The 23,993-nt window shown below is 56.3% G+C and carries 20 protein-coding genes; 11 read left to right on the forward strand and 9 right to left on the reverse strand.

All coding sequences use genetic code 11. From position 1 onward, the window contains the following. The first annotated feature begins 56 nt into the window (after positions 1 to 56). The 5 genes from V9K67_RS19220 (at position 57) to V9K67_RS19240 (ending at position 7,395) form a co-directional block, all read left to right on the forward strand. Positions 57 to 1,760: a diflavin oxidoreductase gene (locus V9K67_RS19220; RefSeq protein ID WP_336725267.1), complete on the forward strand. Its 1,704-nt coding sequence runs from the start codon at positions 57 to 59 to the stop codon at positions 1,758 to 1,760. A gap of 39 nt (positions 1,761 to 1,799) precedes the next feature. Continuing rightward, positions 1,800 to 3,461: an NADPH-dependent assimilatory sulfite reductase hemoprotein subunit gene (locus V9K67_RS19225; protein ID WP_336725268.1), complete on the forward strand. Its 1,662-nt coding sequence runs from the start codon at positions 1,800 to 1,802 to the stop codon at positions 3,459 to 3,461. Between the two features lie 553 nt (positions 3,462 to 4,014). After that, the gene (locus V9K67_RS19230; protein ID WP_336725270.1) at positions 4,015 to 4,776 is read left to right on the forward strand and encodes a DUF2490 domain-containing protein; all 762 of its coding nucleotides are present in this window, start codon (positions 4,015 to 4,017) and stop codon (positions 4,774 to 4,776) included. Between the two features lie 40 nt (positions 4,777 to 4,816). After that, the gene (locus V9K67_RS19235) at positions 4,817 to 6,340 is read left to right on the forward strand and encodes a TSUP family transporter (protein ID WP_336725272.1); all 1,524 of its coding nucleotides are present in this window, start codon (positions 4,817 to 4,819) and stop codon (positions 6,338 to 6,340) included. 35 nt (positions 6,341 to 6,375) lie between these two features. Beyond that, positions 6,376 to 7,395, forward strand: a complete 1,020-nt coding sequence (locus V9K67_RS19240) for a sulfite exporter TauE/SafE family protein (protein WP_336725274.1) — start codon at positions 6,376 to 6,378, stop codon at positions 7,393 to 7,395. A 56-nt stretch (positions 7,396 to 7,451) separates the two neighbouring features. Here the strand turns inward: V9K67_RS19240 and metX are convergent, their stop codons facing one another. Then, positions 7,452 to 8,486: a homoserine O-acetyltransferase MetX gene (gene metX, locus V9K67_RS19245; protein ID WP_336725276.1), complete on the reverse strand. Its 1,035-nt coding sequence runs from the start codon at positions 8,484 to 8,486 to the stop codon at positions 7,452 to 7,454. Positions 8,487 to 8,544: 58 nt separating this feature from the next. Here metX and V9K67_RS19250 point away from each other — a divergent pair, with 58 nt between their 5' ends. After that, on the forward strand, positions 8,545 to 8,985 hold the full coding sequence (locus tag V9K67_RS19250; RefSeq protein WP_336725278.1) for an OsmC family protein: 441 nt from the start codon (positions 8,545 to 8,547) through the stop codon (positions 8,983 to 8,985). 117 nt (positions 8,986 to 9,102) lie between these two features. Next, complete coding sequence (locus tag V9K67_RS19255; protein WP_336725280.1) at positions 9,103 to 10,275, forward strand: trans-sulfuration enzyme family protein; 1,173 nt, start codon at positions 9,103 to 9,105, stop codon at positions 10,273 to 10,275. A 106-nt stretch (positions 10,276 to 10,381) separates the two neighbouring features. On the opposite strand, the gene ytxJ is transcribed toward V9K67_RS19255, so the two are convergent. Next, positions 10,382 to 10,717: a bacillithiol system redox-active protein YtxJ gene (ytxJ, locus tag V9K67_RS19260; RefSeq protein WP_336725282.1), complete on the reverse strand. Its 336-nt coding sequence runs from the start codon at positions 10,715 to 10,717 to the stop codon at positions 10,382 to 10,384. A 14-nt stretch (positions 10,718 to 10,731) separates the two neighbouring features. Further along, positions 10,732 to 10,857 (reverse strand): hypothetical protein, encoded by a 126-nt coding sequence (locus V9K67_RS19265; protein WP_336725284.1) that lies wholly within the window; start codon positions 10,855 to 10,857, stop codon positions 10,732 to 10,734. 242 nt (positions 10,858 to 11,099) lie between these two features. Here V9K67_RS19265 and V9K67_RS19270 point away from each other — a divergent pair, with 242 nt between their 5' ends. Together V9K67_RS19270 and V9K67_RS19275 are read left to right on the forward strand one after the other, a co-directional pair. Then, positions 11,100 to 11,870, forward strand: a complete 771-nt coding sequence (locus V9K67_RS19270) for an exonuclease domain-containing protein (RefSeq protein WP_336725285.1) — start codon at positions 11,100 to 11,102, stop codon at positions 11,868 to 11,870. A 15-nt stretch (positions 11,871 to 11,885) separates the two neighbouring features. Continuing rightward, complete coding sequence (locus V9K67_RS19275; RefSeq protein ID WP_336725287.1) at positions 11,886 to 12,662, forward strand: polyprenol monophosphomannose synthase; 777 nt, start codon at positions 11,886 to 11,888, stop codon at positions 12,660 to 12,662. Between the two features lie 146 nt (positions 12,663 to 12,808). Here the strand turns inward: V9K67_RS19275 and V9K67_RS19280 are convergent, their stop codons facing one another. Together V9K67_RS19280 and V9K67_RS19285 are read right to left on the reverse strand one after the other, a co-directional pair. Then, the gene (locus tag V9K67_RS19280; RefSeq protein WP_336725289.1) at positions 12,809 to 14,500 is read right to left on the reverse strand and encodes a hypothetical protein; all 1,692 of its coding nucleotides are present in this window, start codon (positions 14,498 to 14,500) and stop codon (positions 12,809 to 12,811) included. Next, the gene (locus V9K67_RS19285; protein ID WP_336725291.1) at positions 14,484 to 15,275 is read right to left on the reverse strand and encodes an ABC transporter ATP-binding protein; all 792 of its coding nucleotides are present in this window, start codon (positions 15,273 to 15,275) and stop codon (positions 14,484 to 14,486) included. The genes V9K67_RS19280 and V9K67_RS19285 overlap by 17 nt, the downstream gene beginning before the upstream one ends. A gap of 200 nt (positions 15,276 to 15,475) precedes the next feature. On the opposite strand from V9K67_RS19285, the gene V9K67_RS19290 reads away from it, so the two are divergent. Then, positions 15,476 to 16,375 carry a DMT family transporter gene (locus tag V9K67_RS19290; protein WP_336725293.1) on the forward strand — a complete coding sequence of 300 codons (900 nt, stop codon included), beginning with the start codon at positions 15,476 to 15,478 and terminating at the stop codon, positions 16,373 to 16,375. A 46-nt stretch (positions 16,376 to 16,421) separates the two neighbouring features. On the opposite strand, the gene V9K67_RS19295 is transcribed toward V9K67_RS19290, so the two are convergent. The 4 genes from V9K67_RS19295 to V9K67_RS19310 form a co-directional block, all read right to left on the reverse strand. Continuing rightward, on the reverse strand, positions 16,422 to 17,138 hold the full coding sequence (locus V9K67_RS19295; protein ID WP_336725294.1) for a hypothetical protein: 717 nt from the start codon (positions 17,136 to 17,138) through the stop codon (positions 16,422 to 16,424). Between the two features lie 296 nt (positions 17,139 to 17,434). Next, on the reverse strand, positions 17,435 to 18,832 hold the full coding sequence (locus tag V9K67_RS19300) for a dihydrolipoamide acetyltransferase family protein (protein WP_336725296.1): 1,398 nt from the start codon (positions 18,830 to 18,832) through the stop codon (positions 17,435 to 17,437). A gap of 106 nt (positions 18,833 to 18,938) precedes the next feature. Then, on the reverse strand, positions 18,939 to 20,195 hold the full coding sequence (locus V9K67_RS19305; protein ID WP_336725298.1) for a competence/damage-inducible protein A: 1,257 nt from the start codon (positions 20,193 to 20,195) through the stop codon (positions 18,939 to 18,941). Positions 20,196 to 20,298: 103 nt separating this feature from the next. Next, a complete protein-coding gene (locus tag V9K67_RS19310) occupies positions 20,299 to 20,709 on the reverse strand; it encodes a DoxX family protein (RefSeq protein ID WP_336725299.1) in 411 nt (136 codons plus the stop codon). A 201-nt stretch (positions 20,710 to 20,910) separates the two neighbouring features. On the opposite strand from V9K67_RS19310, the gene V9K67_RS19315 reads away from it, so the two are divergent. Then, positions 20,911 to 23,943, forward strand: coding sequence for a tetratricopeptide repeat protein (locus V9K67_RS19315; protein ID WP_336725301.1), 3,033 nt, complete (start codon positions 20,911 to 20,913; stop codon positions 23,941 to 23,943). Positions 23,944 to 23,993 lie beyond the last annotated feature (50 nt).

Raw genomic sequence — 23,993 nt, forward strand, 5'->3', positions numbered from 1 at the left:
ATTGACCATTGACAAATGACCCTTCGCCGCGGGCACTCACCCAAGAAAGAAACAACATGTTAGCATCAACGAAGCTGAAAATACTGGAAGAGCTGATTGCCGGTGCCAGCAAGGAAGAGCTGGCCTGGATGGGCGGCTATATCTCCGGTATGTTATCCGGTGGGGCGGGCGTACCGCTGGCCGCTGCCCCCCCGGCCAAGCCCGCGGTCAGCAAGATCACCATCACCTACGGTACCGAAAGCGGCAACTCCAAAAAGCTGGCGTCGGATTTTGCGGCCAAGGCCAAAAAGGCCGGCATCAATGCCAAGGTGGTGAGCCTCGACCAGTACCGCCTGAACGACCTGGCCAAGGAAGAATACTTCCTGGCGGTCATCAGCACCCAGGGCGAGGGCGAGCCCCCGGCGGCCGCCAAGAAGTTCTACGACCACATCCACGGCAACGGCTTTAAGCTGGACAAGCTGAAATACAGCGTGCTGGCACTGGGCGACACCTCGTACCCCCTGTATTGCAAAGCGGGCGAGGACGTGGACCAACAGCTGGAAAAGCTGGGCGGTCAACGCATCGCCAGCCTGGTGAAGTGCGATACCGACTACGAATCCGACGCGGAAGGCTGGTTTGGACAGGTGCTGCAGCAGCTGACCGCCAGCGCCGCAGCAGCCGCTGCTGCTCCGGCAGCCCCCGCTGCTGCGAAAAAACCGGGCGGCAAGCGTATATATAATGGTACCGTGCTGGCCAACGTCAACCTGAACGACCGGGGCTCCAACAAGGAAACCCACCACATCGAGATCGCGGCCGACGAAATCGACTATACCCCCGGCGACGCCCTGGGCGTGATTCCGGAAAACCCTTTGCGGGAGGTGGAACCCATCCTCGACCTGATCGGGGTGGACCGCACTGCCGTCTTCCCTTTCCGCAACGAGCAGGTCACCGCCTTTGACCTGCTGAAAAAGAAGCTGAACATCTTTTACCTGCCCGAAAGGGTAGTGGCCAAGTACGCGGCCCTGACCGGCCAGGACATCCCGGCCACCAAGATCAGCCTGCTGGACCTGCTGAAGATCTACCCCCTGGGCGATGCTTCCCTGTTCGAGCACCTGATCCAGGTACTGGAGCCCATCGCCCCCCGGCTGTACAGCATTTCCTCCTCGCCCGAGGCCCACAGCGGCGAGGTGCATATTACTGTAGCCCGCGATAAGTTCAAGATCAACGGCGAATGGAAGTGCGGCCTGTGCTCCGATTACTTATCGCAGCTTTCCGGCGACAGCGGCATCGAGTTCTACATCCACAAAAACAACCAGTTCCGCCTGCCCGCCGACGAACGGGACGTGATCATGATCGGTCCCGGCACCGGCGTCGCCCCCTTCCGCTCCTTCCTGGCACACCGCGACGCTACCGGCGCTTCGGGCCGCAACTGGCTGTTCTTCGGCGACCAGCACTTCGTGACCGACTTCCTGTACCAGACCGAGCTGCAGAACTGGATCCAGACCGGCGTGCTGACCAAACTGGACGTGGCCTTCTCCCGCGACCAGAAGGAAAAAATATACGTGCAGCACAAAATGCTGAAGGCCGGCCAGGAGCTCTACAACTGGATCGAAGGCGGCGCCTCCGTATACGTTTGCGGCACCAAGGATCCCATGAGCTTCGACGTGGAGGACGTCCTGATGCAGATCATCGAGCAGCACGGCAACAAAACCATTGAAGAAGCGGTTCAGTACGTCGAGCAAATGAAGGACGAAGGCCGCTACCTGAAGGATGTTTATTAAGCAAACGAGTGCACGGTTTAAAAACAAATCAACCCGTTTATGGAGAACTTATCATCAACCGAACGCATAAAAATGGCCAGCGACAACCTGCGGGGTACGCTGGTGGAAAGCCTGGAAAACGAGCTCACCGGCAACCTCAACGAGGATGACATCGCCCTGGTCCGCTTCCACGGCATGTACGTACAGGACGACCGCGACCGCCGCGACGAGCGGGCGGCCAAAAAGCTGGAACGCCTGTACTCCTTTATGGTGCGCCTGCGCCTGCCCGGCGGCTTTATGAAGCCCGAGCAGTGGGTGGCTATGCACCATATCGCCGGCGAAAACTCAACCGGCGTCATCAAGATCACTACCCGCCAGACGGTACAGCTGCACGGCATCCTGAAGTCCCGGATCAAGCCCACCCTGAAGGGGTTTGTCCAGTCGGGCGTTACCACCCTCGCCACCTGCGGCGACATCAACCGCAACGTGCTCTGCGCTTCCAACCCGAAGCAGTCGTCCCTTCATGCCGAGGTGTTCCAGTACGCCAAGGACATCAACGACATGCTGTTCCCGAAAACCAACGCCTACAACGAGATCTGGCTGGACGGCGAAAAGCTGGCCGATAAAACCCAGGAGGAGGACCCGCTCTACCAGAACCGGTTCATGCCCCGCAAGTTCAAGATCGCCATCGCCATCCCGCCAAATAACGACGTGGACGTGCTGACCAACGATATCGGCCTCATCGCCATCATCGAGGACAACCAGCTGAAGGGCTTTAACCTCGCCATCGGCGGCGGCCTGTCGACCACCCACGGCAACCCCGACCACTACGCCCGCCTGGGCTCGGTGATCGGCTTTACCGATACGAAGGAAAAAACGCTGAAGGCCATTTACGAGGTGCTGACCATCCAGCGCGACTACGGTAACCGCAGCGATCGCAAACTGGCCCGCCTCAAATATACCGTCGACCGCCTGGGCCTGAACTGGTGGCGCGAAGAGCTGGAACGCCGCTGCGGCTTCGCCCTGGACGAACCCCGTCCCTTCGAGTTCGTGGAGCGGAAGGATTATTACGGCTGGGAGCAGGATGCCGAAGGCCTGTGGCACTACACGGTATTCGTCGAAAACGGAAGGGTGCTCGACGACGAGCAGATCGCCCTGAAGTCGGCCCTGCTGGAAGTGGCCGAAACCGGCAAGCTGAACTTCCGCTTTACCTGCAATCAGAATGTGATCCTGGCCGACATCTCGGAAGCCGACAAGCCCGTGATCCAGGAGATCCTGGAGCGCTACGGGGTAACCGGCCATACCGAAAAGGCATCGGCCATCCGCGCCAATTCCATGGCCTGCGTGGCCCTGAATACCTGCCCGCTGGCCCTGGCCGAGTCGCAGCGCTACCTGCCGGAGCTGATCACCAAGATCGAGCCCATCATCGAAAAACATAACCTCCAAAACGAGGAGCTGATCGTTCGCATGACCGGCTGCCCCAACGGCTGCGGCCGGGCCTTTACCGCCGAGATCGGCTTTGTGGGCACCTCCATGGGCAAGTACAACCTGCACCTGGGTGGCGACCGCCTCGGCCTGCGCCTGAACAAGATCTATAAGGAAAGCCTGAACGAAGACCAGATCCTGTCCGAACTGGATACGCTCTTTGGCGACTTCCAAAACGAGCGCCGCGATGGGGAAACCTTTGGCGATTTTACTTATAGAAAATATGTTTCGGCTTAAAAAGGATAAGGGAAGGAGGTATAAGTTAATTGGGAATTGGGGCCTTGCCATTCGAAGGCTCGTCCTGGTTTCAATTTAATATAGATTGACCGGAATGGAAGAGGAAGCCCGCAGGGCTTCAACAAAAGTAGCCCCGGGTGAAACCCGGGGTCAGCAGTAGTCCGGTCACGACAACCCCAACGGGGTTGAATGTGGAACCCACAGCAAAAATAGAGTCCGGGATCAGAAAGGCTTTCCGAAGAATCCTTCGAGATTGAAACCCGTTATAAATCGAACAGGACACACTCAACCCCATCCGGGGTTGTCGTGACCGGACTAATGCTGACCCCGGGTTTCACCCGGGGCTACTTTTGTTGAAGCCCGTAGGGCTTCCCATTCCACGGTCAATCCCAGCGAAAGTGGTATAAACTTCCAACTGCAACACTCCTAACTCAGGAACTTAAAAGCACTGCTCCTTTATGAAATCATAAAAGGAGCAGTTTTTTTTTAACAATTACCTGATTTGCTTCTCATTCTACTATTTTTGTGGACTATAAATTAACTTAAGTACTCCATGTCCAAGAAACTCTTCCTGCTTATCGGGCTGCTGGCGGCCATTTTCCAGGGGGCCAGCGCGCAAAAACAGGTAAGCCGGGCAGAGCAGTTGTGGCTGGCCTATTTCAACCAGACCCGCCTGAGCGACAAATGGGGCTTCGTAGTGGACGGGCAGTTGCGGACAGCGGAAAATTTTGTGAACGAGTTCTCCCTCAGCGCCCTCCGCGCCGGCGCTACCTATTACCTCAGCGACCGGGCGACGGTAACCGCCGGCTACGCCTATTTCCATTATTATCCCGGCGACAACCATAAATACGTGGCCCAGCCCGAACACCGGCCCTGGCAGCAGGTGCAGTGGGGGCAGAGCGGACGCAATTTCCGGCTCAGCCAGCGGGTACGCCTGGAGGAACGCTTCCGCCGCAAGATCGAAAATGACTATAAGCTGGGCGAGGGCTACTCCTTTAATTACCGGGCCCGCTATAACATGCAGGTTTCCCTGCCCTTAAGCCGGAAAGGATTTTCGGCCCATACCTTTTCGGCCGTGGCCGCCGACGAGGTGATGGTCAACTTTGGCAAGGAGATCGTGTACAATACCTTCGACCAGAACCGGTTTTCGGCCGGGATGGCCTACCAGTTCAACGGGCAGAACAGCCTGCAGGCGCTTTATATGAACGTCTTCCAGCAGCTGTCGTCGGGCAACCGGTACCGTACCACCCATTACATACGCCTGTCGTACCTGCACAACCTCGACTGGAGGAAGGCAGACGGGGATAAATCATAGAGAGGCTTTTATCGATTCATTGTTCCCTTAAATCAATCATGTGAAAACAGAAACATCCGCCATCGAGGAAACTAAGGACAAGACCAACCACGGCACCAACCACCTGTTCCCCATCTTTTTAAAGCTGGAGCAGATGCGCCTGCTGATCGTCGGCGGGGGCAATGTGGGCCTGGAAAAGCTGCACGCCGTTCTCCAGAATTCCCCGGCTACCCGCATCCGACTGGTGGCCATCACCATCAGCGAGGAGATCAAAGGACTGGCCGAAGTCCACCCCAACATCGAGCTGGTGGAGCGGGCCTTTGAACCTGCCGACCTCGACGAGGCGGACCTGGTGATCACCGCCCTGAACGATAAAGTGGCCAGCGAAGCGATCCGCGATGAGGCCAAAAGCCGCAATAAACTGATCAATGCTGCCGACAAGCCCGAGCTTTGCGACTTTTACCTGAGCTCCGTGGTGAAAAAAGGCAACCTCAAAATCGCCATCTCCACCAACGGCAAATCGCCCACCATCGCCAAGCGGCTGCGGGAAACTTTTGAAGAAGCCATCCCGGCGGAAATGGACCACCTGCTGAACAACATGCAGGCGATTCGCAACCGGCTCCACGGGGATTTTTCCGAAAAGGTCGATAAGCTCAATAAGATTACCGAAGTGCTGGCGGTCCAAAAGCCCGGCATCGGCACGGAAGGAGAGAAGTGGTGGAAGAAAGTGGCCACCTATTCGCTCTTTGCGTTCCTGTTCATGATCCTGGGCCATATTATATTGTCATACATGCCCCTGGCAGAACTTTGGGAAGCCACCAAGGCGCTGCCTTCGCAGCTCGACAACCAGTTTTACTGGATGATCGCTGCCGGCTTCCTGGCCCAGCTGGTCGACGGCGCCCTGGGTATGGGCTACGGCGTTACCTGCACCACGGTGCTGAACACACTGGGGGTGTCGCCTTCGGCCATCAGCGCCAGCATTCATACCGCGGAAATGTTCTCCAGCGGCGCTTCCGGCTACAGCCACTATAAATTCGGCAACGTCAATAAAAAATTATTCAAGGTGCTGCTGGTGCCGGGCATCATCGGCGCCGTGCTGGGAGCGTTCCTGCTGTCGAAGTTCGGCGACCAGTACGCTCCCTACATTAGGCCCGTGCTGGCCTGCTATACCCTGATCCTGGGCGTGCGGATCATTTACACCGCCTTCAAAAAGAAGAAGAGGGCCCAGAAGGTCAAGCACGTGGGCTGGCTGGCAGGCGCCGGCGGTTTCCTGGATTCCTTCGGCGGTGGCGGCTGGGGCCCGCTGGTGACCAGCACCCTGATCTCCAAGGGCCGTACGCCCCGGTACGTGATCGGTTCGGTAAGCATTACCGAGTTCTTTGTGACCTTTTCCAGTGCCCTGACCTTCTTTTCCCTGATCGGGATCAGCCACTGGCAAGTAATTGTTGGCTTAATTTTGGGCGGCCTGACGGCAGCGCCGCTGGCGGCCCGGTTGTCGGGCAAGCTGCCGCTGAAGGCGATGTTCATCGGCGTAGGCGCCATGGTCATTATCTGGAGCCTGCGGATCATCCTGAAAGCGCTCTAATAACTATAATTTATAATTGAACTATTTATCCGTACATGGAAACAAGGAAGAAGCAGTCCGGGGAGGAAGTAGCGGAAACGGAGGAAAAGGAAATATCTGAACTGGTGGTGCTGCAGGACGGCGAGCTGCTGGACGGAAGGAAGGAAAAGGATTGGCAGCCGGTGGTGCGGTGGTGCCTGTTCGCTTTTCTCTTCCTGATCCTGGGAAGTACCCTGCTCAATTATTTTCCCCTAGCCACCATCGTGGAAGGGGTAAAGGACCTGCCCGAGCACATGGATACGAGAGCGTTCCTGATCATGCTGGCCACGGGCTTTATCGCCCAGATGGTCGACGGTTCGCTGGGCATGGGCTACGGGACTATTTCTACCACCTTCCTGCTGGCCTACGGGGTCAACCCCGCCATTGTCAGCAGCCGGGTGCATTCGGCCCGGGTGTTTTCCAGCGGCGCTTCGGGCTACGCCCACCACCGCTTTGGCAACGTCAACAAAAAGCTGTTCCGCACCCTGGTGGTGCCGGGTATGGTCGGCGCCATCCTGGGGGCGACCATGGCGTTCCTGGCCAAGGGGTATTCCTCCTATGTGCGGATCCCGGTTTCGCTGTATACCTTGTATTTAGGGTATTATATCGTGCGCAAGGCCTTTGCCCGGAAGAAAAGCCAGGCCAAGGTAAAGCGGGCCGGCTGGCTGGCTACCGCCGGCGGCTTCCTCGATGCCTTTGCCGGCGGCGGCTGGGGCACGCTGGTGACCAGCACCCTGATCTCCAAACGCAAGACGGCCCGCTACGTGGTGGGGTCGGTTTGCCTGGCCGAGTTCTTCGTGGTGCTGACCAGCTCCATCACCTTTTTTATCCTGCTCCGGAGCATTCCCCTGGCCGATATTGCGGGGCTGATCCTCGGGGGCCTGATTGCCGGTCCTTTTTCGGCCCGCCTGGCGGGCAAGCTGCCGGTGAAGCCCATGTTCATCGCCATCGGCGCCCTGGTGATCCTCACCAGCGGCATGACGCTCTGGAAGGCGCTGCTGCAGGTGGTGGGCGGCGTAGCCGGAGGCGGCCATTAAGGCATAAATGATTTTAAAAAAAAGCCGGGCATTGCTGTCCGGCTTTTTCGTTTTCGTCAGTGGCCTGCGCCCACCGCCTCTTTTTCGAGCCATTCCAGCAGGTGGCCGGAAATTCGGTCGGTCTCCACCAGGAAGCCGTCGTGGCCGTAGGCCGAATGGATCTCGATATAGGAAGCCTGCGGGATGTGGGCCGCCATGAATTCCTGCTCGTGCACCGGGCAGAGAATGTCGCTGCTGACGCCAATGACCAGTGTTTTCTGGGGGATTTCTTTTAACGCCTCTTCGATGGAAGCGGTACGGCCGCGGGCGATGTTGTGGCTGTCCATGGCCTTGGTCAGCGCCCAGTAGGTGTAGGCGTGGAAGCGTTTTACCAGCTTTTCGCCCTGGTAGTTGATATAGGAGGAAGCTTTGAAGTGGTCGATCTTGTTGATGTCCGGGTCGCTTTGTTTTTGCACCAGGAGGTCGTAATTGCGATAGGTGAGCATGCCGATGGCGCGGGCCGCCTTCAGTCCTTTGGCGCCGGCATCGGGACGGTGTTCGCGCCAGCTGGCGTCGGCTTCGATGGCCAGGCGCTGGGCCGAATGCACGGCAATGCCCCAGGCGCTTTCCGCTGCCGAGGTGGCCAGCAAAAAGAGGTTCTTCACCCGGTCTTTTTCCATCAGCGCCCATTCCATGGCCTGGTAGCCGCCGATGCTGCCGCCGATCAGCAGGTAGATCTGGTCGATGCCCAGGTGCCGGCGCAGCAGGATGTGCGCCGATATCATATCGCGCATGGTAAAAAAGGGAAAACTATCGTAATAGGGCTGGCCGCTGGCAGGATTGGTGCTGAGCGGGCCGGTAGTGCCGTAGCAGGAGCCCAGGATGTTGGCGCAGACCACGAAATACTTCCGGGTGTCCAGGGGAAGACCTTCCCCGATCATGCCGGGCCACCAGTCGGCCGCGTCGGAATTGGCCGTCAGGGCATGACAGATCCAAACAACATTGTCCTTGGCAGCATTCAAACGGCCGAATGTGTGGTACGCAATTGTGATTTCCGATAATTCTTGTCCGCTTTCTAAGACAAACGGTTGTTTGTGGTGAAAATACTCCATTCCGCAATTTCAAAATGTAAAGTAAAAGCTTAGGAAGTTACTTTTGCAAAAAAATTTCATGGTAGAAATAGTTCTGGACCGGAAAAACGGCGATCACGGCTTTGAAGCAATGGATGCCCAGGGGCACGTAATTCGAATGGACAGCAGCCCGGAAAACGGCGGCAACAACTTCGGCGTCCGCCCGATGCAGGTATTGCTGATGGGCCTCGGCGGCTGCAGCGGCATCGATATCGTTTCGATCCTGAAGAAACAGCGCCAAAACGTGGAAGGCTTCCGCATGAAGATCTCCGGCGACCGCGAAAAAGGCAAGGAACCCTCCATCTGGGAAACCGTCCATATCGTATTTGAGCTGACCGGCGACATCGACCCGGACAAGGCCAAACGCGCCTGCGCCCTTTCCATGGATAAATATTGCTCCGTAGCCGAAACCCTGCGCCGGGCCGGCGGCAACCTCACTTGGGAAGTGGAAGTGAAGAAAGTGGAGGAAGGGGTTAATTAGTTAATTGGTTAATTGGTTAATTGGGCTATTAGTTGAAGAACTCCTCCGAATTCCCAATTAACCAATTCCCTCCCTGCACCAGCAAATAATCAGATTAATCAGCTAAACAAGACGATCATGCACGAACAGAATCCGATCACCCGTGCCCTCCGCACCCAGGCCGAACGCACCCAGCAGATGGAGCATTCCGCCCCGATGTACCTGACCAGCAGCTTTTGCTTCGACAACGCCGAGGACATGCGGGCCGCCTTCGCCGATGAAACCGACGCCAATATTTATACCCGCTTCAGCAACCCCACCGTGCAGGAATTTATCGATAAGATCTGCATCCTGGAAGGGGCGGAGGACGGTTTTGCCACCGCCTCGGGCATGAGCGCCATCTTCGCTTCGTTCATGGCCCTGCTCAAAAAGGGCGACCACCTGCTGTCCTGCAAGAATATTTTCGGAAGCACCCATACCGTCATCACCAAGTTCCTGCCCAAGTTCGGTATCGAATACTCCTACGTGGATGCCGATAAGCCCGAAGAATGGGAGGCCGCCATCCGGCCCAACACGAAGATGATCTACCTGGAAACCCCCACCAACCCGGCCCTGGACCTGGTGGACCTGGAGCGGGTGGTGCAGCTGGCCAAAAGCCGGAACATCATCGTCAACGTCGACAACTGCTTTGCCACTCCCATCGGCCAGCGGCCCATCGATTTCGGTGCCGACCTGGTAGTGCATTCCGCCACCAAGTGGATCGACGGCCAGGGTCGCGTACTGGGCGGTGTGGTGGTAGGCCGCAAGGACCTCATTCACGATATCTACCTGTTCTGCCGCAGCACGGGGCCGGCCCTGTCGCCCTTTAACGCCTGGGTGCTGAGCAAGGCTACCGACACCCTGCATGTGCGCATGGAGCGCCATGCCGAGAACGCCCTGAAGCTGGCGACCGCCCTGGAAGGCCATGCGCAGCTCTCCTGGGTAAAATACCCCTTCCTGCCGTCGCACCCGCAGCACGCGATCGCCAAAAAGCAAATGAAGAACGGGGGCGGCCTCGTATGCTTTGAGCTGAAAGGCGGCCTGGAAGCCGGGCGCCGGTTCCTGAACAAGCTGGAGCTGCTGTCGCTGACCGCCAACCTGGGCGATGCCCGCAGCATTGCCTCCCACCCGGCCAGCACCACGCATGCCAAGCTCACCGAAGCCGAACGGGCCGCCGTGAACATCACGCCGGGCCTGATCCGCATATCGGTAGGCCTTGAGGCGGCCGATGACATCATCGCCGACATCCTCCAGGCCCTGGAAGGTGAATAGTAGACCGATGTCCATTGACTTTTGACCCATGGCTATAAAAAAAAGCTCCCTGTTCGGAAAAACAGGGAGCTTTTTTTTATAGCCGGAAAAAAATAGCCAGCCGGCGTTAGTTGGATTCTACTTTTTCCAGAATCTCTTCCAGGGAGATGCCGAGGTGGCTTTCGTCATAGATGCACTTGCCGTCCTTGATCAGCAGTACCTGGGGCGACTGGTGCCTCACCTTGAACACATCGGCGACTTTATTGGAAATGTTCCGGTGGGCGAACAGGTCCAGGTAGTAAAAGTCGATATCTTCCGGCGGGGTGTCCACCTGGAAGCGGCGCAAGGCCACCGAACTGATCGAGCAGCGGGTGCTGTGCTTAAAAATCACCTGAGGTTTCTGCCCGGACCGGGCGACGATCTCCTTCAATTGCTCATCCTCTGTCAGATGAATCCATTTCATATTTTACCTGTTTTTTAACCTTTGAACTTGCCGTACTGCGTATTCGTAGGACAGCCGTATTTACTCCGTGAAGCATAGCAGGAAGTAAGGGTGCTGACGGTGGCAATCAACAGAACGATTGCAGCAAATGTTGTTCTCATGCGTTTAGATTTATGGTTATTCGTTTATAAAGGCGGATCGGCCGCAAAAATAATGAAAAATCCTATTATCTCGGCAGGTGGGAGGGGAGGAACCGGGTGACCCTCAATATAAAGCGAAAAGGATGCCAGACCAAATCGGCCGCCAGGAGGCCGCCGCCCGGAATATTTTGCAAAATGCTGGCTAATATTGGCTAATATTGCCGCGGTAATCATCTCCTTTCGTGATTTTAAGAACTGATGTAATGTTACAGTTAACGAAACCTATCGCCTTTATCGATATTGAAGCAACGGGTACCAATGTTTGTACAGACCGGATTGTGGAAATTGCGATCGTTAAGTATTTGCCTGATGGCAACCGCACCGTAAAGCGGAAGCTGCTGAACCCCGGGATGCCTATCCCCCAAGCGGTTAGCGAGATCCATGGTATTACGGATGAAATGGTAACGAGCGCTCCTGTTTTCAAGCAGGCCGCCCACGAGATCAAGCAGTTCCTCGACGGCTGCGACCTGGCCTGCTACAATGCCTTCCGCCTCGATATCCCCCTGCTGATGGAAGAATTCATGCGCGCCGAGGTGGAATTTGAAATGAAAGGCCGTAAACTGGTGGACGTACAGAAGATCTTTCACCAGATGGAACAGCGCACCCTGTCTGCCGCCTACAAGTTCTACTGCGGCAAAACCCTGGACAACGCCCACAGCGCCGAAGCGGATGCCGCCGCCACCGCCGAGATCCTGAACGCCCAACTGGAACGTTACCCCCAACTGGGAACCACCGTGGATTCCATCCTGAAATCGGTAGGAGAGGACGACCTGATCGATTTTGCCCGCCGCTTTATTTACAACGACAAGCGGGTGGAGATCTTCAATTTCGGAAAACACAAAGGCCGGCCCGTAGCCGAAGTGCTGAAGGCCGAACCCCAATATTATGATTGGATGATGAAGGGCGAATTTCCCATGAACACCAAGCAAAAGCTCAGGGAAATGTACACCCGCATGATGCTCAAAAAATCTTAAGCCAAGGAATACGAGGTGGAAAAGCTTGTTATAATACCCACATACAACGAAAAAGACAATGTCGAAGCCATCCTGACGGCGGTGTTCAACCTTGGGCAGGACTTTCACGTACTCATTATCGATGACAGCTCACCCGACGGCACGGCCGATATCGTACGGCGCCTGCAGCCCCGGTTCAACCATACCGTCTTCCTCGAGGAGCGCAAGGGAAAACTGGGACTGGGAACGGCTTACATCTATGGCTTCAAATGGGCAGTCGCCCGGGGCTACCAGTTCATTTTCGAGATGGACGCCGACTTTTCGCACAACCCTGCCGACCTGCCGCGGCTGTACGACGCCTGCAAGAACGGCGGCGCCGACGTGGCCGTCGGCTCGCGCTATGTCAAGGGCGGGGGCGTAAAAAACTGGCCTTCCGACCGGATCGCCCTTTCCAAAGGGGGCTCCCTGTATACCCGGCTCATTACCTGGATGCCGATCGCCGACCCTACCGCCGGCTTTATGTGCTACCGCAAAAAGGTACTGGAAACCATCAACCTCGACGAGATCCATTTCGTGGGCTATGCCTTCCAGATCGAGATGAAGTTCGCCGCCTGGAAGCTGGGTTTCAAGATTAAAGAAGTGCCCATCCAGTTCGAGGACCGCAAGTTCGGCGAATCGAAGATGAGCAAAGGCATCGTCAAGGAAGGCATCCTGGGCGTGCTGAAGCTCCGCTGGTTCAGCCTGTTTACCAACTACCGCCGCCGGGTAAAGACCAATGGCCTGTCGCGGGAAGGTCTTACCAGCCAGCAGTAGGAAATAAGCAATAGGCAATAAGCTAAAAGCAACTACGCAATAGTTAAAGAAAATTTCTAAGGAACAGACCTGACAGGTTTTGAAAACCAGTCAGGTCTTTCTTTTTTGCATATTTTCTTATTTGCCCATTGCCCATTGCACATTGCCTATTCTCCCCGGCGCAATTCCTTCCAGGTGGTTTGGCGGATGGTGTCCCGCATCAGCCAGGTGGCACCCAGGGACAAAAGGCCCAGTACCAGCACCACGGCCGGGAAACCGTGCAGCAAATAATGCAGCCCCCCGGCGATACCGGAAATAAACAGCAGCAGGAAGCTCTGCAATATCGTGTCTCCTTTGGAGTTGGCGTTATCGGGCAGCGAAAACGGCAGTTGCCGGTGCTGCAGGTACATGAGGACCGAAATGATCAGCAGCTGGTTCATTACCCCCAGGAATGCATCCGGCAGGAGTTGCGGGCCGCCCAGTGCCAGCCCGGCCCCGCAAAGCAGCAGCGCCGCGGGCAGGTAAAACAAGAGCAGGCAGGCCTTCATGCTCCCCCGGATCACCTCCCCGGGCCGGGTAATGGGGGCCACGAAAAACAGCCAGGCAGCCTTGTATTTTTCCGAATATTTTACCTGGTGGATGGCGGTCAGCACGACGAAGTTGCTGACGTAAATGCCCAGGATAAATATGGAAGTCAGGTCGGGATTCTCTTTTCCCCGGCTCATTTGCCGCAAATTGTAGAACATGCCGACAAGAACCACGACAAAATAACCGATGGACGGGTATACTTTCATCCGGAAGTCGCGGCTGCGGGCGATCATCCGCAGGGTAAACAGGAAGCCCATTTTTTCGGCTCCCGACCGGGTCAGCAGTTTTCCGAAAAAGGCCATCCATCCCCCGGTGGTGGCTTTTGCCTGGGGCTCCTTTGCCCCTTCGGTGGCAGTGCCGGTACCCAGCAGGGCCAGCTTGCTGTTGAAGGCGGGCGCCAGGTAGCGGACCACGACCAGCAGGCCGGTGGCGGGAGCGCCGATGCTCAAAAAGGAGCCGGCCCACTCCAGCGGCGTGCCCGCAAGGGAATGCAGGACATTCCAGCCGGCGGAAAACCAGTAGGGGGGCGCCAGCAGCCACAGGGGGCTGGCCGCGAGGTGCGCATTCTTTACGTCGAGGAGGTCCAGGCCGCGGGGCAACAGTTGGGAGCCGCCGTAAAAACCCACCGCGAAGAAGATCTGGATATAGCTGATGATCGACTGGAACTTCTGGGGCCGGGTGACTTTCAGGATCAGCAGGTAAAAGGCGTTGACCAGGAAAATGGTGAACAGGGTGGCCAATGCCGTCATCAGCGCAAACAGCAGCCCTGCCGCCCCGCCCCGCAGGTACAGCAGGAACCCAAATGCCGGCAGGCCCATGGGGATGGCGATCCGGCCAATATGGATCAGGATGTGCAGGATCTTGGCCAGCACAAAAGTGCGGTCGTTCACCGGCCGGGGAAGTATGATGAAGTTGTCCCGCACATCGATGAGCACCGAGGTGAAATCGGAAATAAGGGTCATCCCCAGCATTAAAATAAAGAAGGAATAATAAAAGGCCAGCTGGAGAACGATGTTGTCGCCCATCAAAAAGGCACTCAGGAGGGTCAGGCCGAAGAGGGCGCTCAGCAGCACCGTACCCAGCGTAGAGGCTTTTATGGGTCCTTCCTTTTTATGTTGCCGCGTCTGGTGAAAGGTGTTGGGCCGCCGGTCGTCCATGGTCAGCTTTACTTCCAGGATGGCTTTCAGCTGGGTGGGGTTTACGTCCCAGCGGCGGTAGAATCCCTGCGGCAGCAGCACCAGGCGCAGCAGGGCTTTATTCAGCAGGTTCATGGTTCTTTTTAAAGGCTTTCAGGAAATCGGAAGCGGCCAGGGCGGGCGCCTCACCGGAGGTCAGCTGGGCAAAGATCTGTTCGAGGCTGTTGTTACCCTGCCGCTGCTTCAGCTCGTCAAAGGTGCCGTCGGCGATCTTGCGGCCCCCGTCAATGACCACGATGCGGTCGCTGACCTTTTCCACTACGTCCATCATATGGCTGCAGTAAAAGATGGTCTTGCCTTCCGCTGCCAGCTGGGAAATCAGCTCTTTTACCAGGATCACGCTGTTGGCGTCCAGGCCGCTGAGCGGTTCGTCCAGGATGATGATGTCGGGGTTGTGCAGCAGGCCCGAGGCGAGCAGTACTTTCTGCCGCATGCCCTTGCTGAAGGTATCCATCCGCTGGTGCAAGTGCGGGTACAGGCCAAAGGCCGTCATCATGGTGATGATCCGTTCGGTGCATACCGTCTCCTCCAGCTCGTGCAGGGTGCCGGTAAACTGTAAAAACTCCATGGGCGTGAGCACGTCGTACAGCTCGGCCAGCTCGGGTACATAGCCGATCCGCTTTTTCACTTCCACGGTCTGCTCTTTCGGGTCCAGCCCCTGGATCCGCACCTCGCCTTCGTAATCGGTGATCAGTCCGCAAAGGATTTTTACCGTCGTGCTTTTTCCGGCGCCATTCGGCCCGATATAGCCAATCACTTCCCCCGGGAACACGTCGAGGTTGATGTCCTTCAACACCGGGTTCTTGCCATAATTTTTAAAAAGATGCTGAATGCTGATTGCGGGGGCCATGCTGGTTTTGAGTTTAGGCGAAAAGTTCCTGAGTTTCTAAGTTCCTGAGTTCCTAAGTTCCTGAGTTCCTAAGTTCCTGAGTTCCTAAGTTCCTGAGTTCCTAAGTTAAGGGTTCGTCCTTTCCGAGTTATGCCAACTCAGGAACTTAGAAACTCAGGAACTATATCTCTTCAGAAATATACAGAAATTAAATTTGCGGCATGAAGAAAGCGCTGTTGCGGCTGCATGCCACGGTTTTTTTATGGGGATTTACGGGAGTTCTGGGAAGGGCCATTACCCTGGATTCGGTTTGGCTGGTATGGTACCGGTTATTGATCACGGTGGCGACGCTGCTGGTGCTGTCGTTCTTTTTCAAAAAGGTGGGCCGGCTGCCCTGGCGGTCGATGGCGACGGTTTGCGGCATCGGGCTGATCCTTGCCCTGCACTGGGTGTGTTTTTACGGCAGCATCAAGTACGCCAATGTTACGATTGCCCTGACCTGCCTGTCCACTTCGGCCCTGCTTTCATCCTTGCTGGAGCCGCTGATCCTGAAAAAGCCGTTTGACCTGACGGAGGTGTTCCTGGGGCTGTTTGCCATTGCGGGCATCGTGATCATCTACAACACCCACCTGCAATTTTCCATCGGCATCGCCATCGGGCTGCTGGCAGCGCTGCTGACCGTGCTGACCTCGGTGTTGAATAAAAAGATCGTGGACCGCTACGAGCCGCAGCAGCTGGCCCTGTACCAGTTGTCCGGCGGATTTGCCGGCCTGACGCTGCTGCTGCCGCTGTTTTATTATTGGTTCCCTGGGGGCCACCTGGTGCCCACGGCGGCCGACTGGGGCTGGCTGGTGGTGCTGAGCTGGGTGTGTACCATCTTTACGTTTTTCCTGTTCGTGGCGTCGCTGAAAAAGCTGTCGGCCTTTACCACCAACCTGACGCTGACCCTGGAGCCGGTCTACGGCATCGTGCTGGCCTTTGTGTTTTACAAGGAGAACAAGCTGCTCAGTCAATGGTTTTACGTGGGTTTTGCCCTCATCACTCTGGCGGTTTCGGTGCACATGTGGCGCCTCCTGCGCCCGTCCGCTCACCTGAAAAGCCAAATGTCTTCGGCTTCATAAAACCGTTCACCTTCCACGACCACTACAGGCCACCCACCCCAAACCCTTAGGCCGCTTCGCTGATGAATTTTACCAGGAGGCGTTTGGCGATGGGGAGGAGGGTTTCCTCGATGGGCACGTTCAACGAGGTTTCGATGCTGTACACGGCGGGATTGGCCAGGCCCCCCTGGGTGCGGATCAGCTCGTACTTCGTGTTTTCGTACGTGCGGGCAATGCTGCGGTGCCACAGGTCCACGTAGGCGGTTTTCATGGCCCGGTACTTTTCGTCGTGCTTTTCGAAAATGGACAGGCGGTAGTAATAGGTGCGGGTTTCCCGCGTCTGGCCGGCGCTCAGGAAAAAGTAGCCCTCCTGGATGTCCAGCGGGATGAGACCCACGGGCGAAATGATCAGCTTGTCTTCCACGAACTCATAGATCTCCGTGCCGCTGCTGATGGTGGTTTTCATCCGTTCGGCGGAATAGTTGATGATGTCCTCCAGCTCCTGCATCAGCTCGTCGTCCGCGATCATCATTTCATAAATGAGCTGGAGCCGTTCCAATTGCAGGCCGGTCAGCTTTTTGGGAAAATGTTCCTGCAGGTACTTTTTGTTTTCGCGGAACGAGGTAATGTTGTTGTAGTGGAAGATGAGGTCGGCCAGTTGGGGATATAATTTCGTTTCATTGAAATAGCGGGTAATTTCCTGTAAATAAGCCAGGAGGGTATATTTCTTCAACTCAAAGTCGATATACCCTTCGGCAAACCAGGTTTCGGATAACTGTTTCATGACAAATGGTATTTATGCTTTCTAATTTAATAAATGCAGCCCTGAAATCGAAATCTCTACATTGAAAAAATGTATTTTATAAAAAATTATATAATAGGTGAGGTTTCCGGGTACGCCTTCTTTTTCGTGTGGTAGGGGGCCGTTTGGCCGATGGTCGGAAAGCGGGTTTCTACATAATAGACAAGGGCTATGCCACTATCCGCTGCGGGAAGATGTAAATGAATGCCCGTTTTCTTAAACGAAAACAGCCTTCCAGTTCACGGAAGGCTGTTTTAGGATCAAACCGTCGAAGACGGTTAATATTCACGGTTGGGGTTGAAGTTTTCCAGCTCGTTGGCTACAGCGGTCAGGAAGGTGGCGCCCAGGCTGCCGTCGATGATGCGGTGGTCGTAGCTCATGGACAGGTACATCATGTGCCGGATGGCAATGCTGTCGCCCTGCGGGGTTTCGATTACCACGGGCCGCTTTTTAATGGAGCCCACCGCCAGGATCGCTACCTGGGGCTGGTTGATGATGGGGGTGCCCATCAGGCTGCCGAAGGTGCCCACATTGGTAAAGGTAAAGGTGCCGCCCTGGGTGTCTTCGGGGCGCAGGCGCCCGTTGCGGGCATTGTCGGCCAGGGTGTTGACCTGCCGGGTAAGGCCTACCAGGTTCAGCTGGTCGGCGTTTTTAATGACGGGAACGATCAGGTTGCCGTTGGCCAGGGCGGTGGCCATGCCGATGTTGATGTCCTTTTTCACCAGGATGCGCTCGCCGTCTACCGAACTGTTGATGAGCGGGAACTTCTTGATGCAGCGCAGGATGGCTTCAATGAACAGGGGGGTAAAGGTGATCTTGGTGCCTTCCCTTTTTTCAAAATCCTTTTTCACGCGGTCGCGCCAGCGGACCAGGTTGGTCACGTCGGCCTCGGAAAAGGAGGTTACGTGCGGGCTCACCTGTTTGCTGCGTACCATATGCTCGGAAATGAGCTTGCGCATGCGGTCCATTTCAATCACTTCCACGTTGTTGCCGTAGGTGACGGGGGCCTGCACCGGTACCTGCTCGATCTTGTCGATGGGGATCACCAGCGGTTGCTGGACGGTTACAGGCGGCTCTTCCCGGGGGGCGGGTTCCTGCTCGCGGGGGCGGGCGGGCTGTTCCTTCGGCTCTGCTTCCCGCAGGGCGGGCCTGCCGGTTTTTTTATAGGCAACGTACTGCAAAATGTCTTTTTTGGTGACCCTGCCTTCATTGCCGGTACCGGGGATGTTTTCCAGCTCGTACATGCTGATGCCTTCGCTGGCCGCGATGTTCAGCACCAGGGGCGAATAAAAGCGGGCGGCGGAAGCGGTGGCCGGGACGGTGGTCGGCTGGGGCAGGTAGGGGATAGCCGGGGCGGTTTCCGCCTGGGCCTGCTGCGGATGGGTTTCGCGGGTGGGCGCCGGGGTAGCCGGTGCCTCGGCGGTGACGGAGGCGTTGCCGGTCTTGATGCGGGCGATCACGGCGCCTACCGGTACGACATCGTTTTCCTGGAACATTACCTCTTCCAATATGCCATCTTCCGTAGAGGGAACCTCGCTGTCCACCTTATCCGTCGCCACTTCCAGCACGGTTTCATCGGTCTTTACTTTATCGCCGGGTTTTTTATGCCATTTTAAAATGGTGGCTTCTGCGATGCTTTCGCCCATCTTAGGCATTACCAGGTCAACAATTGCCATATAATATAATTACGATTTACGTTTTAAGATGTACAATTTACGATTTTCTCATTTCCTGAGCGGGTCAAATGTAAGCAATGGGTTTCGATTCCCCTTTGCCTATTGCCTATAGTCCGTTGCCTTCCTGCACCATCAGCTTGCGCAGCATGTTCAGGGCGGCATTGGCGGTGAGCTCGATATTGCGGCGGCGATCGTAGCGGAAGAACAGCTTGGCCGTTTCCAGGTTTTGGCGGCTGGCCACGGCAATCCACACGGTGCCGACCGGTTTTTGAAGGGTGCCGCCTTCCGGCCCCATGATGCCCGAGGTGGCGATGGCATAGTCGGCGTTCAGCCGTTCCAGCACGCCCTGCACCATTTCCTTGATGGTTTCCTCGCTGACGGCCCCGTGTTTCACCAGGGTGGCATGCTCCACGCCCAGGATATTTTCCTTGGCGTCGTTGGCATAGCTGACCACGCCGCCTTTATAGCTGACCGATGCGCCCGGCAGGGAGGTGAACAGGTGGGCCAGGTAGCCCCCGGTACAACTTTCCGCCGTGGCAATGAATTTCTTTTTGCCCTTCAGCATCTGCGACACCACTTCCTGCAGGGTAATGTCCTGGTCGGTCACCAGCCACTGCTGTACCAGCTCTTTGAGGCTGCCGAATTGTTTTTCCATTTGCTTCGTCAGGGTTTCCTCGTTGTCGGAGTGACCGGTCAGCCGCAGCTTTACCATGCCGTAGTTGGGCAGGTAGGCCAGCTTGATGTGGGCGGGGAGGGCGGCCTCGAATTCCACCAGCTGGTCGGCAATGAAGGATTCGCCGATGCCGGCGGTGAGCAGGGTTTTGTGGAGAATGGCTTTCAGGGCAAAATGGGCGATCAGGCGGGGGATCACTTCCTCCTCCATCAGGCCCTGCATTTCCAGGGGCACGCCGGGCAGGGAAATATAGACCACGCCTTCTTTTTCGAACCACATGCCGGGGGCGGTACCGTTACGGTTAGGCAGAACCGTGCTGTTGTGCGGCACTTCCGCCTGCTTGCGGTTGCGTTCGGTCATCGGCCGGTTCAGGCGGGTAAAGATGCCCGTTACATGTTCCAGCACATCTTCGTTCAGTACCAGCTCCGATCCGAAGTATTCGCACAGGGCCGGCTTGGTGATGTCGTCGGCGGTGGGGCCCAGCCCGCCGGTGATGATGATCAGCGAGCAGTCCCGGCTTTGCTGTTCCAATGCGCTGAGGATCTCCTCTTTGTCATCGCCCACGGCGATACGGCGCCGTACCCAGATGCCGGCATTGTTCAGTATGGTGGCAATAAAGGCGCTGTTGGTATCGATGGTCTGTCCGATCAGCAGTTCATCGCCGATCGTGAGGATAGAAGCATACGTCATGTAGTCCGCTTTTTAGAGTTTACAAGTTTACGAGTTTACAAGTTTACGAGTTCTTCCCGGCCCGAAACAACTCGTAAACTTGTAAACCCGTAAACTTGTAAACTTATTTTGCGATCATCCGGTCGATGCTGACCTTGCCCGGCCCGATGAAGAGGAGGGCGACGAAGGCGGCAAAGAAAAGGCCGGCCGATTCGCCTTTTCCGAAAAGGTCGCCATGGTGGGCGACAAACAGGGCCACGCCCATGTTGATGACAATGGGAATGGCGGCCAGCCGCGTCAGCAGGCCCAGGATTACGAGGGCCGAGCAGAAGAATTCGGCAAAAACCACCAGCGCCAGCGAGGAGCTGGAGCCGATGCCGAAGGGATCGGGAAAGGCTTCCGATTTCTGAATAAAATGCATCAACTTGTCCAAACCGTGCATCACCAGCAGCAGCGAACCGGCCACCAACCGCAGCACCAGGGCTGCAAACGAAACCGCATTTTCCGAATACCGGGTGCTGAAAATTCTTTTCATAGATCGTAGCTTTTTTTTCCAGGCCGCAATTTTAGGCAATTTTTCACCTTCCCCGCCCCGTCGGTCTTTTGAAGATCAAACTTTAAAATGGAATTTCCCGCCCTGGAAGATTTTGGGCCGGGACCGCCTTGCTTTTGGTCAACCCTGAAATAATATGAATATTTACACCGTTTAATACCTCACCGGCTAAAGGAAACGAATATGAAGAAATACAGTTTACTGGGTTCTTTTTGCATTTTGAGCGCTGTCACGTTTGCGCAGCAGAACTACAATATGAAAGACCCGGATGAAAAATTCAATCTTGCCAAAGAGTATTTTCAAAAGGAACAATACAGTCTTGCCTACCCGCTTTTAAAGGAGCTGCAGGCTTCGCTGCGCGAAACCGACCGCATCAACCGGTCCGTGCGGGCGCAGGAGATCGTTTATTATACCGTTGTCAGCGAGCTGAAGCAAAATGAAAGCCGGGGCATACGGGAGGCAAAAGATTATATCGAGGTAACCAAAAATATCGCCCGAGTGCAGATGATGAACTACCACCTGGCCGAATATTTTTTTCGCCAGAAGCAATTCGGCGATGCGGTGGAACTGTACGAAAAGGCCAATATCGCCAACCTCAGTAACCGCGAGATTGCCGACATGAAATTCCACCAGGGGTATTCTTATTTTACGCTGCAGAAATTTTCGGACGCCAAACCCCTGCTCGGCTCCATCCGCCAGATTCCCGACGATCCCAACTATATCGACGCCAATTATTATTACGGCTTTATCGCCTTCCGCGACCGCAACTACCGCGATGCCCTGGAAAGCTTTAAAGTAGTGGAAAACGCACCGGCCTACGAAAGCATCGTTCCGTATTACATTGCACAGATCTATTATGTGCAGGGAAAAAAGGACGAGGCCGTGGCCTATGCCGAAAACAAAATCAAGCAGGGAAAGACCCAGTATTACGACCTGGAGCTGAAACAGCTGCTGGGACACGCCTATTTCGAGAAAAAGCAGTTTTCCAAGGCGCAGCCCCTGCTCGAGGACTTTGTGACCCGCTCGGCAAAAGTGCGCCGCGAGGACCTGTACGAACTTTCCTACTCGTATTACCAGGCCAACCAGTACACCAAGGCCATTGAAGGCTTCAAGCAGTTGAGCGGCAAGGAGGATTCGCTGAGCCAGCACGCCATGTACCTGCTGGGCGACTCCTACCTCAAGACCAACCAGAAGTCCAATGCCCGCAACGCCTTTATGTTTTCCTCGGCCAACAACAGCAACGCGCAGCAGCGCGAGATCTCGCGCTTCAACTACGCCAAGCTGTCGTACGAGCTGGGCTACCAGGACGAGGCCCTCAAAAACCTGCGGTCCTTCCTCGACGACTATCCCTCTTCGGTCTACCGCGAGGAGGCCACCGACCTGCTGGTAGGCGCCCTGGCCAATACCAACAACTACCGCGAGGCGCTGGCGCTGCTGGAAAACCTCAAAAATCCTTCCGCCAACACCCGCCGGCTGTATCCCCGCATCCTCTACGGACGCGCCACCGAGTTGATCAACGACGGCCAGATTCCCCAGGCCGAGGCCCTGCTCGACAAAGCCCTCAGGGATCCGAACAACACCTCCGTGCTGCCGCTGATCCATTTCTGGAAAGGCGAGATCGCTTATCGCAACAACCGCCTCGATGATGCCATGCAGCATTATTATGCCTACCTGAACGCCGGTGCGCCGGCGAGCGGCGAGGCGAATGCCAATACGGTCAAATACAACCTGGGCTACGCCTACTACCGCAAGGAAAATTACACCGTGGCCCAAACCTTTTTCGAGCCGCTGGTGAAAAACGTCTCCCTCAGCTCCGACCACCTTACCCAGGACGCCTACGTGCGGCTGGCCGACGTCTATTACATGAACCGCAACTACGCCCAGGCACGCAGCATGTACGACAACGTGATCCGGATGTCGTGGACCTCGGAAGATTATGCCACCTTTCAAAAAGGCATGATCGCCGGCATCAGCAATTCCACCGAGAAGATCACCCTGCTGAACAACCTGATCCGCAAGTTTCCCCAGAGCACCCTGGTGAACGACGCCAACATGGAGATCGCCAATACCTACCTGGCCGACGAGCGCTTCCGCGATGCCATCCCTTACCTGATGAACATCACGAAGGCGGGCGGCAACACCAGCCTGAAACCGCAGGCTTACCTGAAGCTGGGTATCGCTTATTACAACCTCAATGACCGCGACGGCGCCATTGCCCAATACAAGAGCCTGCTGGGCGAATACCCCAACGCTCCCGAGGCCGACGACGCCCTGGACAACCTCCGGACGATTTACGTGGAGGCCGGCCGCACGGGCGAATTTGCCGACGTGGCGCGCCAGGCCGGCAAGCCGCTGTCGGTCAGCGCCGAGGATTCGCTGACCTTCACCGCCGCGCAGCTGCAGTACGAAAACGGCAATGCCAACGCCCTGAATTCGCTGAACGACTACCTGCAACGCTTCCCCACCGGCAGCTACGCCACCAATGCCTATTATTTCCGCGGCGAAATCTACGGCACCCGCAAGGACTTCAAGAACGCCCTGGTGAACTACGCCGCCGTGGCCGAACGGGCGCCCAACACCTTTGCCGAGCGCGCCGTATTGCAGGCCGCCCGCATCAACTTCTTCGAGCTGAAGAACTACCCCGAGGCCGAAAAATACTTTGCGCAGCTGAAACAGCTGACCGCTTCGCAGGAAAACCGCCTCGAAGCCATGCGCGGCCTGCTGCGCAGCCAGTACCAGCAGCAGAAATGGGCCGCCGCCGTAGACAATGCCAAAGAACTGCTGAAGGAAAAAGGCAGCAGCTCCGACGACAAGGCCCTCGCCAACATGGCCATCGGCAAGTCGGCCCAGATCAACGGGCAGTACGACGTGGCCCTGTCCAACTTCAAGTCGGTAGTGGCGGTGAACAAGGCCGCCCTGGCCGCCGAGGCCCGCTACGAGATCGCCAACACCTGGCTGCTGACCAACAAGCTGGCCGATGCCGAAAAAGCGGCGTTCGAAGTGATCAACAAATCGGGTTCCTACGACTGGTGGGTAACGAAATCCTATATCCTGCTGGGCGATATCTATTTCAAACAAAAGGATTATTTCAATGCCAAGGCCACCTTCCAGAGCATCGTGGACAACACGCTCAACGCTGAACTGAAGGCCGAAGCCCAGTCCAAGCTCAATGCCGTCGTGGAAGAAGAAGGCAAAAAGAGCAAAGTGACGAATTAAGGGGGAATTGGTTAATTGGTTAATTGGGCATTTGGCAACGATGCTAACGA

Source organism: Huijunlia imazamoxiresistens (assembly GCF_037132455.1).
Classification (GTDB): Bacteria; Bacteroidota; Bacteroidia; order Chitinophagales; family Chitinophagaceae; genus Flavisolibacter; species Flavisolibacter imazamoxiresistens.

Excerpts from the sequence above, each read along its gene's own strand:
- V9K67_RS19285 (WP_336725291.1), bottom strand. The coding sequence starts at position 15,275 with ATGGCCCCCGCAATCAGCATTCAGCATCTTTTTAAAAATTATGGCAAG.
- V9K67_RS19240 (WP_336725274.1), top strand. The coding sequence starts at position 6,376 with ATGGAAACAAGGAAGAAGCAGTCCGGGGAGGAAGTAGCGGAAACGGAG.
- V9K67_RS19265 (WP_336725284.1), bottom strand. The coding sequence starts at position 10,857 with ATGAGAACAACATTTGCTGCAATCGTTCTGTTGATTGCCACCGTCAGC.
- V9K67_RS19220 (WP_336725267.1), top strand. The coding sequence starts at position 57 with ATGTTAGCATCAACGAAGCTGAAAATACTGGAAGAGCTGATTGCCGGT.
- V9K67_RS19230 (WP_336725270.1), top strand. The coding sequence starts at position 4,015 with ATGTCCAAGAAACTCTTCCTGCTTATCGGGCTGCTGGCGGCCATTTTC.
- V9K67_RS19315 (WP_336725301.1), top strand. The coding sequence starts at position 20,911 with ATGAAGAAATACAGTTTACTGGGTTCTTTTTGCATTTTGAGCGCTGTC.
- V9K67_RS19310 (WP_336725299.1), bottom strand. The coding sequence starts at position 20,709 with ATGAAAAGAATTTTCAGCACCCGGTATTCGGAAAATGCGGTTTCGTTT.
- V9K67_RS19270 (WP_336725285.1), top strand. The coding sequence starts at position 11,100 with ATGTTACAGTTAACGAAACCTATCGCCTTTATCGATATTGAAGCAACG.
- V9K67_RS19305 (WP_336725298.1), bottom strand. The coding sequence starts at position 20,195 with ATGACGTATGCTTCTATCCTCACGATCGGCGATGAACTGCTGATCGGA.
- V9K67_RS19300 (WP_336725296.1), bottom strand. The coding sequence starts at position 18,832 with ATGGCAATTGTTGACCTGGTAATGCCTAAGATGGGCGAAAGCATCGCA.
- V9K67_RS19290 (WP_336725293.1), top strand. The coding sequence starts at position 15,476 with ATGAAGAAAGCGCTGTTGCGGCTGCATGCCACGGTTTTTTTATGGGGA.
- metX (WP_336725276.1), bottom strand. The coding sequence starts at position 8,486 with ATGGAGTATTTTCACCACAAACAACCGTTTGTCTTAGAAAGCGGACAA.
- V9K67_RS19225 (WP_336725268.1), top strand. The coding sequence starts at position 1,800 with ATGGAGAACTTATCATCAACCGAACGCATAAAAATGGCCAGCGACAAC.
- ytxJ (WP_336725282.1), bottom strand. The coding sequence starts at position 10,717 with ATGAAATGGATTCATCTGACAGAGGATGAGCAATTGAAGGAGATCGTC.
- V9K67_RS19255 (WP_336725280.1), top strand. The coding sequence starts at position 9,103 with ATGCACGAACAGAATCCGATCACCCGTGCCCTCCGCACCCAGGCCGAA.
- V9K67_RS19295 (WP_336725294.1), bottom strand. The coding sequence starts at position 17,138 with ATGAAACAGTTATCCGAAACCTGGTTTGCCGAAGGGTATATCGACTTT.
- V9K67_RS19250 (WP_336725278.1), top strand. The coding sequence starts at position 8,545 with ATGGTAGAAATAGTTCTGGACCGGAAAAACGGCGATCACGGCTTTGAA.
- V9K67_RS19280 (WP_336725289.1), bottom strand. The coding sequence starts at position 14,500 with ATGAACCTGCTGAATAAAGCCCTGCTGCGCCTGGTGCTGCTGCCGCAG.